This window comes from Streptomyces sp. NBC_01515, from assembly GCF_045040345.1.
GTDB lineage: Bacteria > Actinomycetota > Actinomycetes > Streptomycetales > Streptomycetaceae > Streptomyces.
Genome location: NZ_CP109416.1, coordinates 5,922,530 through 5,936,648, shown reverse-complemented (window position 1 = coordinate 5,936,648; position 14,119 = coordinate 5,922,530). Strand labels below are relative to the sequence as shown.

Below are 14,119 nucleotides of genomic sequence, written 5' to 3'. Positions count from 1 at the left end.
AGGAGTAAGTTTTCAGATACTGATAGAGAGCGCGAGCGACCCCAGAAGCCTGCCGACCTCGGCCTGCAACTGCCGCGCCGCGCCCGGCAGTCGGTCGGCCTGATGCGCGGGCAGGGAGAGGGCCATCGTGGCGGCCGTGGCGCCGAGCGTGATCGGAATCGCCGCGCAGACCGTCCCCAGCGCGTACTCCTGACGCTCCACCACCAGCTCCGTCCGCCGCATCCGGTCCAGGCGCCGCACCAGGGCATGGCCGTCGCGCACGGTGTACGGCGTGAGGGACAGCACGGGGTAGCGGTCGAGGTGGTCGCGGCGGACGTCCTCGTCCAACTGGGCCAGCAGACACTGGCCGATCGCGTGCGCGTGCCCCGTCTCACGGAAGTCCGCCCACTCCTCGACCGCCGGACTGCCGGAGGTGTCGGAGACACACAGGACCTCGATCTCGCCGTCGCGGTACATCGCGTAGTACACAGGCGCACCGATCAAATCCCGCCACCGCGCCAACGCGTCGACGATCGTGCTGCGACGTTTCTCCTGCGCCCCGCTGCTGCTCAGCCGCTCGGCCGCCTCCCCGAGGAAGAACAGCCCCTTGTCGCGCCGGAGATATCCCTCGTGCACGAGGGTGCGCAGCAGGTGGTACGCCGTGGGAAGGGCGAGGCCGGTCTCGCGGGCCAACTGCTTGGCGGGGGCGCCATGTTCGTGTCCGGCGACGGACTCCAGCAGGCGCATCGCCCGTTGGACGGAGCCGATGAGGGTGACGGCGGACTGCTGCGGGCCGTCGGCCGTCGCGGAGGGCCGCCGGTCAGGGGCCGCGGTGAAGGGCTGCTGGTCGGTGGCCCTCGCGGAGCGCTGCCTCGGCGGAGTCGGCACCGGGCGCTGCTGTACCACCGGACTTGGCTGTACTACCGGCCTTGGCTGTGACACCGGACGCAACTGTGGCACCGGACCCGAACGTTCCACCAAAACTGGCTGAGCCACCGCACCGGACCGTTCCACCGGACCCGGCTGCGCCACCGGCCGCAGGTGTGCGGGGACCGCCACCGAGCGCGGCCATGTGGGCGGGACGGGCAGGGTGGGGCGTGCGTGTGGTTCTACGGGTGCGGTGTCAACCGTGGCCAAGGGTCACTCCCGGAGCGCGAGGGGGCAGCCCGTGCGGGGAACACGGGGAGGGGGTGCGCCGCCCGCGGGGTTCGTCCCCGCGTCGAATTCCGGACTTTAACCGCCCGTCACCGCCCGTAGACCACCTGTCCGGGAAACTTCCCCCGCCCGAGGGAACCGGTGATTCCTGTTACCGATCACCGGTCGCCCCAGCGGGACCTCACCAGTCGCTGCGTGAGGAGGAACTCGACGTGAACTTCCGCACGACGTAGACCAGTCCGCCCACCAGGGCCACGAAGACCAGCGCCTTGAAGAGCAGTCCGATGACAAAGCCCACGACGGTCGCTATCAGCCCGCCGAACACGACCAGGGCGATGACCGGCACCGCGACCCACTTCACCCACCACGGCAGTCCCGCGAAGATCTCTCGCATTGTCCTCGTCCTGTACCTCTCCGCCCGTCGCTCGTACCGGGTCCGGTCTGTGTCCGGCACTCCCGTACCGGATCTCTGATGTCCTGCACTCGATGCTAGGGCGGGCGAAGGCGAAACGGGGGCCTCGCATCCCTTGTCCACCCCTGACCGTTCCCCTAGGGAACCCTGAGACGCGGGTCAGGCTTCGGGTGGAGAGTCAGGCCTCCGGGGGCGAGAACACGACCAGCACCCGCAGGTCCTCGCTGATGTGGTGGAACTTGTGGGCCACCCCGGCCGGCACATAGACGACGCTGCCACGCGCCACCTGGGTGGTCTCCATGCCGACGGTGATCGCGGCCCGGCCGCTCACCACGAAGTACACCTCGTCCTGGTTGTGCGGCTGCTGCCGGTCGTGCTCACCGGAATCGAGCGCGTACAGGCCGACCGACATGTTCTTCTCGCGCAGGAACTGCAGGTACGCACCATCGTTGGCGGCGCGCTCCGCCTCCAGTTCGTCCAACCGGAATGCCTTCATCGCCCTCGTCCACGCTCGGAGTCGATCTCTTCTGTCACGATCAGACACATGAAGAATTTTCTAGTCAAGACGATCGCCAACGCGGGTGCCCTGGCGGTCGCCGTATGGCTGCTCGACAAGATCACCCTGACCGGTGACAGCACCTTCAAGAAGGTCTGGACACTGCTCCTCGTCGCCCTGGTCTTCGGCCTGGTGAACTTCCTGGTCAAGCCGATCGTCAAGGTGCTGACCTTCCCGCTGTTCATCCTGACCCTCGGCCTGATCACCCTGGTGGTCAACGCGCTGATGCTGATGCTCACTTCATGGCTGGCCGACAAGTTCGACCTGAGTTTCCATGTCGAGGGCTTCTGGACCGCCGTCCTGGGCGGCCTCATCATCTCGGTCGTCTCCTGGGCGCTCAACGTCGTCCTGCCCGAAGGGGACTGAGCGCGCGATGACGTACCGCGTCAGCTTCGTCTGCACCGGCAACATCTGCCGTTCGCCGATGGCCGAATCGGTCTTCCGCGCGCGGGTGGCGGAGGCCGGGCTCGACGGCCTGGTCGAGGTCGACAGCGCGGGCACGGACGGCTGGCACGAGGGCGACGGCGCCGACCCGCGCGCCGTCGCCGTCCTGGAGGAGCACGGCTACGGCACCGACCACGTCGCCCGCCGCTTCCAGGCCTCCTGGTTCGCCCGCCTGGACCTCGTCATCGCCCTCGACTCCGGCCACCGCAAGACCCTGCGCCGCCTCGCCCCCACCGAGCAGGACGCCCAGAAGGTCCACCTGCTCCGCTCCTACGACCCGGGCGCCGACGAGGACGACCTCGACGTCCCGGATCCGTACTACGGGGGCCTGGACGGCTTCGAAGGGTGTCTTGAGATGGTGGAGGCGGCGAGCGAGGGTCTGCTCGCCGCGGTGCGGGACGAAGTGGAAGGACGAGCGGTATGAGTGATTCCGCTGCAGACGGAGGCATCAGGAGCGACGTAGGAGACGGCACCCGTGCGGTGCGGGCCGGGCTGCCCGAGCCGGTCAAGTACGAACCGACGCTCCCCGGGCCGGTGTTCGCCGCGCACTTCCACCTCCCGGGCGAGGCGACGGGCCCGTACAAGTACGGCCGCGACGAGAACCCCACCTGGACCCACCTGGAGCACGCGATCGGCGAGCTGGAGGCGCCCGGGCAGGACGGCGTCGAGACGCTCGTGTTCGCCTCCGGCATGGCCGCCATCTCGTCGGTGCTCTTCTCGCAGCTGCGCGCGGGCGACGCGGTCGTGCTGCCCGACGACGGCTATCAGGTACTGCCCCTGGTGCGCGAGCAGTTGGAGGCGTACGGCATCGAGGTGCGCACCGCGCCGACCGGCGGGGACGCCCAGCTCGACCTCCTCGACGGCGCCAAGCTGCTGTGGCTGGAGACCCCGTCGAACCCCGGGCTCGACGTGTGCGACGTACGACGGCTCGCGGAGGCGGCACACGCGCGTGGCGCCCTCGTGGCCGTGGACAACACGCTCGCCTCGCCCCTGGGGCAGCGTCCGCTGGAACTCGGCGCCGACTTCGCCGTGGCGAGCGGTACGAAGCAGCTCACCGGGCACGGGGACGTCCTCCTCGGGTACGTCGCCGGGACCGACGCCGCCGCGATGGCCGCCGTACGGCGCTGGCGCAAGGTCGTCGGCGCGATTCCCGGGCCCATGGAGGCCTGGCTCGCGCACCGCTCGATCGCCACCCTCCAGCTGCGGGTCGACCGGCAGAACGCCACCGCGCTGATCCTCGCCCAGACCCTGCGCGAACGGGCCGACGTGTCGGGCCTGCGCTATCCGGGGCTGCCCGACGACCCCTCGTACAAGATCGCCTCGCAGCAGATGCGGCGCTACGGGTGTGTGGTTTCGTTCACGCTGCCCACGCGCGCGCGTGCCGAGCGTTTTCTCGACGCGCTGCGGCTCGTGGACGACGCGACGAGCTTCGGCGGAGTGCGGTCCACCGCCGAGCGGCGGGGCCGCTGGGGAGGGGACGCGGTACCGGAGGGCTTCGTTCGCCTCTCGGTCGGTGCCGAGGACCCCGAGGACCTGGTGGCCGATGTGCTGCGTGCGCTGGACGAGTCGGCACGGTGACCGCTTTACGTACCGCCGGCCGGTGTCCGGCTACGCACAGCGGACGGTCCGAGCCTCCCCCCTCGTGGCTCGGACCGTCCTCGGTTCTCCGCGCGAAGAACCGCGCGCACAAGGCTAGTTGACTCTGTGTCAGTGTCCAATCACAGTAGCGACAGAGGCCTATCGACTTATTTATAGTTGGGCCCTGCCCAGGGCCGGAGGAAGGGCGGGGAAAGGAGAGTGCGAGCCATGGACCTGGCCTTGCTGCGCACCTTCGTGACCGTGCACCGGGCCGGCTCCTTCACCCGCGCCGCGGCCCTGCTCGGCCTCTCACAGCCGGCGGTGACGTCCCAGATCCGCACCCTGGAACGGCAGTTGGGCCGCCCCCTGTTCCTGCGCCAGGCCCGTGGGGTCACCCCCACGACCATGGGCGACGAACTCGCACACAAGGCCGCGCCTCATCTCGACGCCCTCGTGGAGATAGCCGAGACGGGTCCCGACAACGACGCCTCGCTGCGCACCCTGCATCTCGCCGGTCCCCCCGAGTTCACCGCCGAACGGGCCCTGCCCGCACTCACGGAGCTGACCGGGGACGACGGCCAGGGCTTCGCACTGCGGGCGTCCTTCGGGAACGCCGAGGAGACCCTGGAGGGACTGGCGGCCGGACATCATGATCTGGCCATCAGCACGGCCCGTCCGCGCGGTGCTCTGCTCACCGCGACAACGCTCTGCGACGAGGAGCACGTCCTGGTCGCCGCCCCGCACCGGGCCGAGCAGATCGGCTCCGCGAAACTCGGCCCCAAGGACACGCCCGTCCCGGACGACCTCCCCGTGATCGAGGTCCACGAGTCACTGCCGTTCGTCTCCCGGTACTGGGCCTCCGTTTTCGACTCCCGCCCGGCCGCCCCGGGCACCGTGATCGTGCCGGACCTCCGCGCGGTCCTCGCGTGCGCGATCGCGGGCGCCGGGCTCGCGGTGCTGCCCCGCTATCTGTGCGCCTTGGCGCTGAAACGCGGCGAGGTCGTCCCGCTCCACGAACCCGCGATTCCGCCGCTGCGGACGTATTTCCTCGTGGTCCGCACCGGCACTCTCGCGATGCCGCACATCGCCCGCGCCCACGAGTGGCTCCATCGCGCCGCCGCCCACTGGGGCTGACCAGGCACTTTGCCGCGGTTCCGCGGCGAACCCGCCGGTTTCACGTGAAACATCACGCTCCGAACCGTCAAGGTCACGTCCCGCGATGTTTCACGTGGAACCAGCCGGGCCACATTTCTCCCATGACCGTCCGACCCGTGGTCAAGCGCACCGCACGTGCCGTTCTCCTCGACGGCGACGCCCTGATCCTGATCAAGCGCACCAAACCAGGTGTCGATCCCTACTGGGTCACGCCCGGTGGAGGGGTCGAACCCGAGGACACCACCGTCGTCGACGCCCTGCATCGGGAGGTGTACGAGGAGCTCGGCGCCAAGATCACCGACGTGGTGCCCTGCTTCGTGGACACCGTCGAGCACATCGGCGCGGACGCGGCCTCGACCGGCGTGAAGGTGCAGCACTTCTTCGTCTGCCACCTGGAGTCCATGGACCCGGCGCTACGCCACGGCCCCGAAGTGGACGAACCCCTCGGCGAATACGAGATCGTCAGAGTGCCGTTCACCCGGGTAGGCATCGCGTCCGTCCACCTCGTGCCCCTGTCCCTACGGCACTACCTGGACGGCAACATCGAAGGAGTCCTCGCGATGCACGCGCCCGACCTGGGCTGAGGCCTCCGGCACCCGGTCAGTCCCCGGCGGCCACCAGTTCCTCGACCGAGTCGTGCCGTATGCGCTCCGTCGGGATGCCGGCGTCCCGCAGGGCGTGGACACCGCTGCGGATCATTCCGGGCGGGCCCGAGACGTAGGCGTCGTACTCGTTCCAGGGCCCGTACGTGCGTATGGCGTCCGGGAGTTGGAGGTTCCCCTGCCGGTCGACGACCGGCCGGACCGCGAGCCACGGATGCGACTGCTGGAGCCGGAGCATCGTGTCGATGTCATAGAGGTCGTGGTCGGTACGGGCGCCGTAGAACACCTCCACCGGGCGCCGCTCGCCGCGTTCGGCGACGTCCTCGACCAGTGCCTTGATCGGCGCTATGCCGGTGCCGCCGCCGACACAGAGCAGTCCGCTGTCGGTGGTGTGGTCCACGGTCATCGAGCCGGTCGGCGGTCCGAGCCGGATGACGTCGCCGGGCCGGGCGCGGTGCACCAGCGCGTTCGAGACCCAGCCCGCCGGAACGGCCTTCACGTGGAAGGTCAGCAGCCCGTCCGAGCGGGGCGCCGAGGCAAACGAGTAGTGCCGCCAGATCCGCGGCCACCAGGGCGTCTCCAGGCTCGTGTACTGCCCGGCGAGGAAGGGATAGGGCTGATCCGGGCGGAGGGTCACGACGGCGACGTCCCGGGTCCTGAGGTCATGGGTGACGACCTCCGCGTGCCACCAGGCCGGAGCCCGCAGTTCGTCCGCGGCGGCAGCGTCGATCATGACCTGCGAGATCGTCGTGTAAGCCCGCACCCAGGCCGCCTCCATCTCGGCGTCCCAGACGGCGGAGGCGTACTTGTTCAGGGCACCGATGAGGCACTCACCGACAGCCGGGTAATGCTCGGGCCGGGTGCCGTACTTGCGGTGGCCGCGGCCGAGATTCTGCAGATACGCGACGAGGACCTCGGTGTTGTCGATGTGCTCGGCGGCTGTCAGCAGCGCCTTGAGCAACCGGTCCCGCTGGGTGTCCATCGCCGCCGGGAACAGCGACCGCAGCTCGGGGTGACGTACGAAGAGCAGCGCGTAGAAGTACGAGGTGACCTTGTCGGCCACGGCGCCGACTTCGGCCATCGTCCGGCGGATGAGGACGGCGTCCGGTGAGGCCTTCTCGGCGGCGGGGCCGGACGAACGCTGAGCGGGCACCCGCACAGGGGCGGGGGTGGAGGCGGCCGGGCCAGCCTCGGCGACGGCCGGAGCGGGTGCGGCGGGCTGCGGAGCGGGAGGCGGGGGTGCTGCCGGCGCGGGAGCCATGGGCTGGGCGGGAGTTGAGCGCTGGGCAGAGGGCGAGGACTGCGGGGCGGTCACGGCCGCCGGTATTCGCTGCTGTGCGGGTGGCACGTCCCGCTGAGCGGCGTACCCGTCCGGATGAGACGCGGCACCTTCACCGCTCGAAGCCGGTGGGGCGGGTGGGGCCGCCGGGGCCGGTTGAGTCGATGAGGCCGCCGAAGCCGACACCGCTGGTGGAGTCGATGGGGCCGAACTCGCCGTGGGCGGAGGCTCTTTGCTCCCCGCCGCCGCGCCCCTGCGGACCGGACGCAGCACGGCCGGACGCCGTCCCTCCCTCGTCCCACGCTCTTCGCCCGGAGGCACCTCCGGCTGCTTGCGCGGAGTGAACCAGCCGCCTCCGCCGCTGCCGCCGGACGTGCCGTTGTCGGCCGACGGGGTGGTCGGAGCGTCCATGGTGTGCCTCGCCTCGAACATCTTTCGGTCGGTCTGCGCGCTTCCTCAGCCGGAAGCTTCCCGCTTCCGCGCGGACGGCTTGCTTCTCCCCGTTCGGTCAAGCTGCCGATACAGCCACATCCAACCCACATTCCCACTGCGTACGGACAAGTAAGGCGAGAGTGTGACATTGCCCGCAGTACTCACACGCGGCGCCCAGCTCCGGACAGGAACCGGAGTCGACCCTACCGGTCCGTGCTCCGCACACAAATGTCGCCTCGCTCCCCTGCGAACAGAGGGACGGGCGAACCATCGGTTCCCTCAACTACCGGGCGCCGCGCACCAATTCGTAGGCATCCCACAGATCCAGCCCCTCATAGGAGTGGGTCGCGAGGCCCGACAAATGCTGATCCGCGTTGACCGCGACGGAGAGGGGCACGGCACCGAACAGGTCCTTGTCCGACATCGAGTCGCCGTACGCGACGCAGTCCGCCCGCGTCACCCCGAATTCCTCACACAGCCGGTCCGCGATCACCACCTTGGCAGCGGAGTTGAGGACTCCGGCCAGGTCCATGGACGGCGCTGTGAACGGCACGGCGGGAAACAGCGATCCGTGTGCCGCGTGAGCACCCCAGCCCGTGAGCCGTTCCACAAAGAAGGAAGGCGAGAGCGATACGACGGCGCAGTATTCGCCGGCGTTCCTGATCTCGGCCCAGACCTCACGGATCCGTGCCAGCCAAGGGGCCCCTTCGAAGGCCGCCGCCACATGCGCCTCGGTGAGATCCGCCCACAGCGTGTACACGCGGGTCGCATACTCCGGCGGCCCGATCAGCCCGGTCGAGATCGCCTGCTCAAGTTCCACCGTCTCGGATTCCAGGCCGAGCTGACGGGAGATCTCCAGGGGCGCGCTGGTTCCGTGCAGCAAAGTGCCGTCGAGGTCGAAGAGATGAAGTCTCGCCATGAACCACGAGGTTAGTAGGCGGAACTGTGGCCCCTTCCGCGAGGCTGCCGGACGCTCGCCGTTCGCCGGTGTTTCACGTGAAACATCCGGCTTCAGGGGGTGCGTTGTGCCGCTGATCACGACATGGCCAAAAGCACGTACGTCTCACCGGAAACAGGTGGACGCCGACAACGCACGTCAGACAGCCTGACCTGCGTGCCGACTCCTTCCCTCGCCGCTCTGCCCATCCGCCGACTGACGCTCCGCGATCGCCTCGCCTGCGCCGACTTGTCCGAGGACCGGGGGTGGCCACGCGAGGAACACAAGTGGGGCTTTCTCCTGAGCGCCGGGAAGGGCTACGGCATCGACGCCCCCGAGGGCGGTCTCCTCGCGGCATGCGTCACCACGGAGTACGGCCCGCAGGACCGCCCGGACCTGGTTGCCATCGGCATGGTCCTGGTCGCCGAGCGGTACGCCCGTCAGGGCGTGGGACGCCACCTGATGCGCCACCTGGTGTCAGAGATGGGCACCACACCACTGACCCTGTACGCGACCCCGTACGGCCGCCCGCTCTACGAAGAACTCGGCTTCAAGGCGACCGGCCGGGCCGAAACGCTGCGCGGTCACTTCACGCCGGCCGGGCCCGAGTCCCAGATCGCCACCCGTGCGGCCACGGCCGAGGACCTCACCGGCATCCTGCGCCTCGACGAGGCGGTCTTCGGCACCGATCGCACGCCCCTGATCACGCGACTGCCCGCCTTCTCCGACCAGTTGAGGGTCGCGGAGGAGAACGGCCGGATCATCGGCTACGCGGCCGCCTGGCCCAACATGGACACCCAGGTCGTGGGCCCGCTGATCGCACAGGACACGGAGACAGCGAAGGCCCTCCTCGCCTCCCTCGCCGCCCGCACAGACCGTCCCCTGCGCACCGACATCGACGTACGCCACGAAGACCTGCTGTCCTGGGCGAAGGAACACGGCCTCGCCTCCTCCGCCTTCAACTCCGTGATGACGTACGGCATCGCGGAACTTCCCGGCGACTGGACACGACGCTTCGCCCCCCTGACGGTCGCAGCCGGCTGACGGTCTCCGGACACACACAACGCCGGTTCCCGACCTACCTCGTCGAGAACCGGCGTCTCCGTCACCAACAGACGTCAGACAAGCGCCTCTACGGCGGCCTGGGCGAAGCCGTGGTCCTGCGCGGGCGCACCGCCACCGACCCCGACCGCTCCGATCAGCCGGCCGTCACGGTGCACCGGGATGCCGCCCGCGATGAACAGCAGCGGCCGGTCGAGCGCGGTGGGCAGGGTGTGGAAGAGGCCTCCGGGCTGGACGGCGTCGACGAGGTCGGCGGTGGGCGCGTTCAGTTGAAGCGCTGTGTACGCCTTGCGGGTGCTGGTCTCACCGGAGATCAGCACGGCCCGGTCGTCCCGCCGGAAGGCAAGCAGATGGCCGCCCGCGTCCAGCACGGTGATACTCACGGTGACCCCGGCGGCCTCCGCGGCCCGGCGGGCCGCGGCGACCAGGGCTTCGGCGTCCTGGATGGTCAGCGGGGCTACGGCGGTGGTGGTGCTCATCAGGGTTTCTCCTTGCGGGTGTTGCTGTTTCTGATGGTGGTCGGACAGCCGAGGTCGGCTGGTGGTCTGGGCGGCGAGGTCGTCTGTTGGTCGGGGGGCGAGGCCGGCGGGGATGCACGGGGACGGCCCTGGTCCCGCGTCTCCCCGCTCCGGCCCGGCGGGTCAGTGGTGGACGGCGGCCCGCTGCCCGCTCGGCGTACCGGCCGCGACGACGGCGCCGCGGGCGCTGGTGCGGCGCTCCAGGACGGCCGAGAGGATCGCGAGGACCAGGGCGGCCGCGGCGAGGACGGCGCCGACCCAGTTCGGGGCGGTGTAGCCGAAGCCGGCCGCGATGACGATGCCGCCGAGCCAGGCGGACAGCGCGTTGCCGAGGTTGAAGGCGCCGATGTTCACGGCCGAGGCCAGCGTCGGGGCGCCGTGTGCCTGGTCGAGGACCCGCTTCTGCAGCGGCGGCACGGTGGCGAAGCCCAGGGCTCCGATAAGGGCGATGGTGACGGCGGCCGCGATCTTGTTGTGCGCGGTGACCGTGAAGAGCGCGAGCACGACGGCCAGGGAGCCCAGCGAGACGTACAGCATGGGCATCAGGGCGCGGTCGGCGAACTTGCCGCCGACGAGGTTGCCGCCGACCATGCCGAGGCCGAAGAGGACGAGCAGCCAGGTGACGGAGCCGTCGGCGAAGCCGGCGACGTGGGTCATCATCGGCGCGATGTAGGTGATGGCCGCGAAGACACCGCCGAAGCCGAGGACGGTCATCGCCATGGCGAGCAGGACCTGGGTGTTCTTGAAGGCGGCCAGTTCGTGCCGCAGTCGTACGCCCTCGGGCTTGGGCAGGTCGGGCACGAGCTTGGCGATACCGGCCAGGCCGATCACGCCGAGGCCCGCGACGAGGGCGAAGGTGACGCGCCAGCCGACGGACTGCCCGACGAGGGTGCCCAGCGGGACGCCGACGACGTTGGCGACGGTCAGCCCCGTGAACATCATGGCGATGGCTCCGGCCTTCTTGTCCGGGGCGACCAGTTCGGCCGCGACGACCGAGCCGATGCCGAAGAACGCACCGTGGGCGAGCGAGGCGACCACGCGGCCGATCAGCATCACCGAGAAGCTGGGGGCGACGGCGGAAAGCAGGTTGCCGACGATGAACAGGCCCATCAGCAGCATCAGCATCCGCTTGCGGGGGACCTTGGTGCCGAGCACGGTCATCAGCGGGGCGCCGATCACCACACCCAGCGCGTAGCCGGTGACCAGCAGTCCTGCGGTGGGGATGGAGACCCCGAAGTCACCCGCGACCTGGGGCAGCAGGCCCATGATCACGAACTCGGTCGTGCCGATTCCGAAGGCCCCGATCGCGAGGGCCAGAAGCGCGAGAGGCATGTGGAGGTACCCTTCCCAGAAAATTGCAGGAGCGCCTTGCCTGCGTTCACAATAGTTGCAGGCGCGGGCTATATGCAAGCGCGGACTATTCCATCTGTGCTCTATCCTGGGTTCAGCCGCTCCGGGACGGAGGAAACGCCAATGACAGCGACGGACCCCGCACTCACCGCCCTCGCCCAGGGCTGGTGCGCCCTCTCCTTGCTGCACGGGAGGATCGAGGCGCACATCGAGCGCGCCCTGCAGGCCAAGCACGACCTGAGCATGCGCGAGTACTCGCTGCTCGACGTGCTCAGCCGGCAGCACGACGGCGACGGGGGCCATCTGCAGATGCGGCAGGTCGCCGACGCGGTCGTCCTCAGCCAGAGCGCCACCACCCGCCTGGTCACCCGGCTGGAGGACCGCGGCCTGCTCGCGCGGTACCTGTGCCCGACCGACCGCCGGGGCATCTACACGAACGTCTCCGAGGCCGGCCTCGCCCTGCTCGAAGAGGCCCGCCCGACCAACGACACCGCCCTGCGCGAGGCACTCGACGCGGCGGCCACGAACCCCGAACTGGCGCCACTGGTCCGGGTCGTGGAGTCGATGAACGTCCCCGCATAGGTCCGTCCCCCACTCGTACACCTCTGCCTAAGGTGTGGTCATGGGAGATCTTGAGATACGAGCCGCGGTCACCGAGGACGTCCCCGCCATCGTCGGCATGCTCGCCGACGACCCCCTGGGTTCCCAACGCGAGTCCCCGGACGACCTGACGCCCTACCTGGCCGCGCTGGACCGTCTGACCGCCGACCCGAACCAGCACCTGGTCGTCGCCGTCCGCGGGGGCCGCGTCGTCGGCACTCTCCAGCTCACGGTCATTCCGGGGCTGTCCCGCAAGGGCGCCACCCGCTCGATCATCGAGGCCGTACGCATCCACGCGGACGAGCGGGGCAGCGGCCTGGGCACACAGCTCATCGAGTGGGCGATCGCCGAATCACGCCACCAGGGCTGCCAGTTGGTCCAGCTGACTTCCGATGTCACCCGCACCGACGCCCACCGGTTCTACGACCGCCTCGGCTTCACCGCCTCCCACGTGGGCTTCAAGCTCCCCCTCTGAAGAGACCTCTCCTCTGGAATCGACCTCTCCTCCGAAGTGAGAGCGAAGGATCCGCCCCGGCCGACAGCGGGAGGCGTCGTGTTTCACGTGAAACACGACGCCTCCCCGACTACGGCGGCTAGCGGATCCCCCGCCATCCCTCCGGGTCCACCCCACCCGGTACAGAAGCGCTCCCGTCGTACGGCTGACGCGTGAAGACGAACGATCCGAGGTCCAGGTGACCCAGGGACCCGTCCGGGCGTCGTACGGGCCGCAGGAGCTCTCCGGCGTAGTAACCCTCCAGCCCGGTCCAGGTGCCGTCGCCGTTGGTCCGGAACCGCGAGCGGCGGCCGTTGCCGGCCAGCGGCTCCAGCGAGGCCCCTCCGTCGGCCGTCAGCCGCAGGGCGAAGCCGTGTGTCCCCCAGTACCACTGCCCCGCCAACTCCAGCGCGGCGGCGTCGACTTCGGGCATCGGGCGCCATGGCTCGGGAATCCTCGGCTCGGCCTCGGCGACGATGCGGACGAGATCGGCGCCCACCGACGACAGCAGCGGTCCCGAGGTGCAGTTGGCCAGCACTACCGCCGAGACGCCGTCTGCCAGACTGATGGTGAGGTTCGCCAGGAAGCCGGGCAGCGATCCGGAATGGCCGACGAGCAGCCGACCGTCGCGGTGCTGGACCTGGAGACCGAGACCGTAGGCGGAACCGTCCACCACATCGGCGGCCTCGGCCGGTGCCGCTGGAGTCCGCATCTCCCGTACGGACTCCGCGCTCAGCACCCGGTCGTCCCCGTGGGCCAGGAACACCGCGAACCGCGCCAAGTCCCCGGTGGTGGACCAGAGTTGACCGGCCGACGCCATGAGACCGAGGTCCTCGGAGGGTTCCGGCAACAGCACGTCGGCCCACGGATGCACCGCCCAGCCGCCCGCGTGCGGTGCCTGCGGCTGAGCACTCGTACGGTCGAGGCCCAGGGGTTCGAGCACTTCCCGCCGGAGTACGTCCTCCCACGGAGCGCCCCGCAACTCCTCGACGAGCGCGCCCAACACCGAATAGCCCGGGTTCGAATAGTGGAAGCGGCGGCCGACCGGATGCAGTAGCGGCTGTTCGCCCAGCACATCGCGGAGCTCCGGACGCAGGGAACCCAGCGTCCGCTCCCACCAGGGCGCGGGGGACTCGGCCGCCAACCCGCCCGTGTGTGCGAGGAGTTGGGCGATGGTCGCCTCCCCCGCGCCGGTGCCGGGCAGATGCTTCTCCAGCGGGTCACCGAGGTCGAGGACGCCCTCGTCGCGCAGCCGCAGGACCAGGACGGCGGTGAAGGTCTTGGTGATCGAGCCGATCCGGTACTGCACGTTCTCGTCCGGCCCGTGCCCGTCCACCGAGGTCCGCGCGCCGTGCCACACCGCCCGGCCGCCCCGCACGACCGCAGCGACCAACGAAGGCGCCCGCCCCTCGGCCTGGGCCACGGCGATCCGATGCAGCAGAGCCCGGCGGGTACCGGGAAGCAAGTCGTCCTGAGATGTCGTCATGCCTCCAGTCCATCCGGCGGGACGGCCGTACGTCGAGCACATTTCTCGGGACACGGCACCGGGTCTGCCGCCTACAGCCGC

At 69.9% G+C, this 14,119-nt stretch carries 16 protein-coding genes; 8 read left to right on the top strand and 8 right to left on the bottom strand.

All coding sequences use genetic code 11. From position 1 onward, the window contains the following. Positions 1-12: 12 nt before the first annotated feature. From OG407_RS26685 to OG407_RS26675, 3 genes are all read right to left on the bottom strand, one after another. Positions 13-747, bottom strand: coding sequence for an IclR family transcriptional regulator (locus OG407_RS26685; RefSeq protein WP_405868614.1), 735 nt, complete (start codon positions 745-747; stop codon positions 13-15). A gap of 568 nt (positions 748-1,315) precedes the next feature. Further along, a complete protein-coding gene (locus OG407_RS26680) occupies positions 1,316-1,528 on the bottom strand; it encodes a DUF5326 family protein (protein ID WP_328681535.1) in 213 nt (70 codons plus the stop codon). A gap of 196 nt (positions 1,529-1,724) precedes the next feature. Next, complete coding sequence (locus OG407_RS26675) at positions 1,725-2,042, bottom strand: cupin domain-containing protein (protein ID WP_262060822.1); 318 nt, start codon at positions 2,040-2,042, stop codon at positions 1,725-1,727. Between the two features lie 48 nt (positions 2,043-2,090). Between OG407_RS26675 and OG407_RS26670 the strand changes: the two genes are divergently transcribed. From OG407_RS26670 to OG407_RS26650, 5 genes are all read left to right on the top strand, one after another. Beyond that, a complete protein-coding gene (locus OG407_RS26670; RefSeq protein WP_327402826.1) occupies positions 2,091-2,468 on the top strand; it encodes a phage holin family protein in 378 nt (125 codons plus the stop codon). 7 nt (positions 2,469-2,475) lie between these two features. Further along, positions 2,476-2,970, top strand: a complete 495-nt coding sequence (locus OG407_RS26665) for a low molecular weight protein-tyrosine-phosphatase (protein WP_405861825.1) — start codon at positions 2,476-2,478, stop codon at positions 2,968-2,970. Continuing rightward, positions 2,967-4,124 (top strand): cystathionine gamma-lyase, encoded by a 1,158-nt coding sequence (locus OG407_RS26660; protein ID WP_405861823.1) that lies wholly within the window; start codon positions 2,967-2,969, stop codon positions 4,122-4,124. The genes OG407_RS26665 and OG407_RS26660 overlap by 4 nt, the downstream gene beginning before the upstream one ends. 228 nt (positions 4,125-4,352) lie before the next feature. After that, positions 4,353-5,258: a LysR family transcriptional regulator gene (locus OG407_RS26655; RefSeq protein WP_365301147.1), complete on the top strand. Its 906-nt coding sequence runs from the start codon at positions 4,353-4,355 to the stop codon at positions 5,256-5,258. 122 nt (positions 5,259-5,380) lie between these two features. Next, positions 5,381-5,863 carry an NUDIX domain-containing protein gene (locus OG407_RS26650; protein ID WP_033285763.1) on the top strand — a complete coding sequence of 161 codons (483 nt, stop codon included), beginning with the start codon at positions 5,381-5,383 and terminating at the stop codon, positions 5,861-5,863. Between the two features lie 16 nt (positions 5,864-5,879). Here the strand turns inward: OG407_RS26650 and OG407_RS26645 are convergent, their stop codons facing one another. Continuing rightward, on the bottom strand, positions 5,880-7,571 hold the full coding sequence (locus OG407_RS26645; protein ID WP_405861821.1) for a globin domain-containing protein: 1,692 nt from the start codon (positions 7,569-7,571) through the stop codon (positions 5,880-5,882). 304 nt (positions 7,572-7,875) lie between these two features. After that, entirely contained in the window at positions 7,876-8,511 is a 636-nt protein-coding gene (locus OG407_RS26640; protein ID WP_403589862.1) for an HAD family hydrolase, read from the bottom strand. 195 nt (positions 8,512-8,706) lie between these two features. Between OG407_RS26640 and OG407_RS26635 the strand changes: the two genes are divergently transcribed. After that, positions 8,707-9,573, top strand: coding sequence for a GNAT family N-acetyltransferase (locus OG407_RS26635; protein WP_405861819.1), 867 nt, complete (start codon positions 8,707-8,709; stop codon positions 9,571-9,573). A gap of 74 nt (positions 9,574-9,647) precedes the next feature. Here the strand turns inward: OG407_RS26635 and OG407_RS26630 are convergent, their stop codons facing one another. Beyond that, positions 9,648-10,070: a heme-binding protein gene (locus OG407_RS26630; protein WP_405861817.1), complete on the bottom strand. Its 423-nt coding sequence runs from the start codon at positions 10,068-10,070 to the stop codon at positions 9,648-9,650. Between the two features lie 162 nt (positions 10,071-10,232). After that, positions 10,233-11,441: an MFS transporter gene (locus OG407_RS26625; RefSeq protein ID WP_405861815.1), complete on the bottom strand. Its 1,209-nt coding sequence runs from the start codon at positions 11,439-11,441 to the stop codon at positions 10,233-10,235. A 141-nt stretch (positions 11,442-11,582) separates the two neighbouring features. On the opposite strand from OG407_RS26625, the gene OG407_RS26620 reads away from it, so the two are divergent. Continuing rightward, the gene (locus OG407_RS26620) at positions 11,583-12,041 is read left to right on the top strand and encodes a MarR family winged helix-turn-helix transcriptional regulator (RefSeq protein WP_033285758.1); all 459 of its coding nucleotides are present in this window, start codon (positions 11,583-11,585) and stop codon (positions 12,039-12,041) included. 40 nt (positions 12,042-12,081) lie between these two features. Continuing rightward, positions 12,082-12,534 (top strand): GNAT family N-acetyltransferase, encoded by a 453-nt coding sequence (locus OG407_RS26615; protein WP_405861810.1) that lies wholly within the window; start codon positions 12,082-12,084, stop codon positions 12,532-12,534. 118 nt (positions 12,535-12,652) lie between these two features. Here OG407_RS26615 and OG407_RS26610 read toward each other — a convergent pair whose 3' ends face one another. Beyond that, positions 12,653-14,038 (bottom strand): serine hydrolase domain-containing protein, encoded by a 1,386-nt coding sequence (locus OG407_RS26610; protein ID WP_405861808.1) that lies wholly within the window; start codon positions 14,036-14,038, stop codon positions 12,653-12,655. Positions 14,039-14,119 lie beyond the last annotated feature (81 nt).

What these genes read in the sequence shown, in the direction of transcription:
- OG407_RS26675 (WP_262060822.1), bottom strand. Translation starts at nt 2,042, where the DNA reads ATGAAGGCATTCCGGTTGGACGAACTGGAGGCGGAGCGCGCCGCCAAC.
- OG407_RS26610 (WP_405861808.1), bottom strand. Translation starts at nt 14,038, where the DNA reads ATGACGACATCTCAGGACGACTTGCTTCCCGGTACCCGCCGGGCTCTG.
- OG407_RS26680 (WP_328681535.1), bottom strand. Translation starts at nt 1,528, where the DNA reads ATGCGAGAGATCTTCGCGGGACTGCCGTGGTGGGTGAAGTGGGTCGCG.
- OG407_RS26615 (WP_405861810.1), top strand. Translation starts at nt 12,082, where the DNA reads ATGGGAGATCTTGAGATACGAGCCGCGGTCACCGAGGACGTCCCCGCC.
- OG407_RS26620 (WP_033285758.1), top strand. Translation starts at nt 11,583, where the DNA reads ATGACAGCGACGGACCCCGCACTCACCGCCCTCGCCCAGGGCTGGTGC.
- OG407_RS26665 (WP_405861825.1), top strand. Translation starts at nt 2,476, where the DNA reads ATGACGTACCGCGTCAGCTTCGTCTGCACCGGCAACATCTGCCGTTCG.
- OG407_RS26670 (WP_327402826.1), top strand. Translation starts at nt 2,091, where the DNA reads ATGAAGAATTTTCTAGTCAAGACGATCGCCAACGCGGGTGCCCTGGCG.
- OG407_RS26660 (WP_405861823.1), top strand. Translation starts at nt 2,967, where the DNA reads ATGAGTGATTCCGCTGCAGACGGAGGCATCAGGAGCGACGTAGGAGAC.
- OG407_RS26645 (WP_405861821.1), bottom strand. Translation starts at nt 7,571, where the DNA reads ATGGACGCTCCGACCACCCCGTCGGCCGACAACGGCACGTCCGGCGGC.
- OG407_RS26650 (WP_033285763.1), top strand. Translation starts at nt 5,381, where the DNA reads ATGACCGTCCGACCCGTGGTCAAGCGCACCGCACGTGCCGTTCTCCTC.
- OG407_RS26655 (WP_365301147.1), top strand. Translation starts at nt 4,353, where the DNA reads ATGGACCTGGCCTTGCTGCGCACCTTCGTGACCGTGCACCGGGCCGGC.
- OG407_RS26630 (WP_405861817.1), bottom strand. Translation starts at nt 10,070, where the DNA reads ATGAGCACCACCACCGCCGTAGCCCCGCTGACCATCCAGGACGCCGAA.
- OG407_RS26640 (WP_403589862.1), bottom strand. Translation starts at nt 8,511, where the DNA reads ATGGCGAGACTTCATCTCTTCGACCTCGACGGCACTTTGCTGCACGGA.
- OG407_RS26625 (WP_405861815.1), bottom strand. Translation starts at nt 11,441, where the DNA reads ATGCCTCTCGCGCTTCTGGCCCTCGCGATCGGGGCCTTCGGAATCGGC.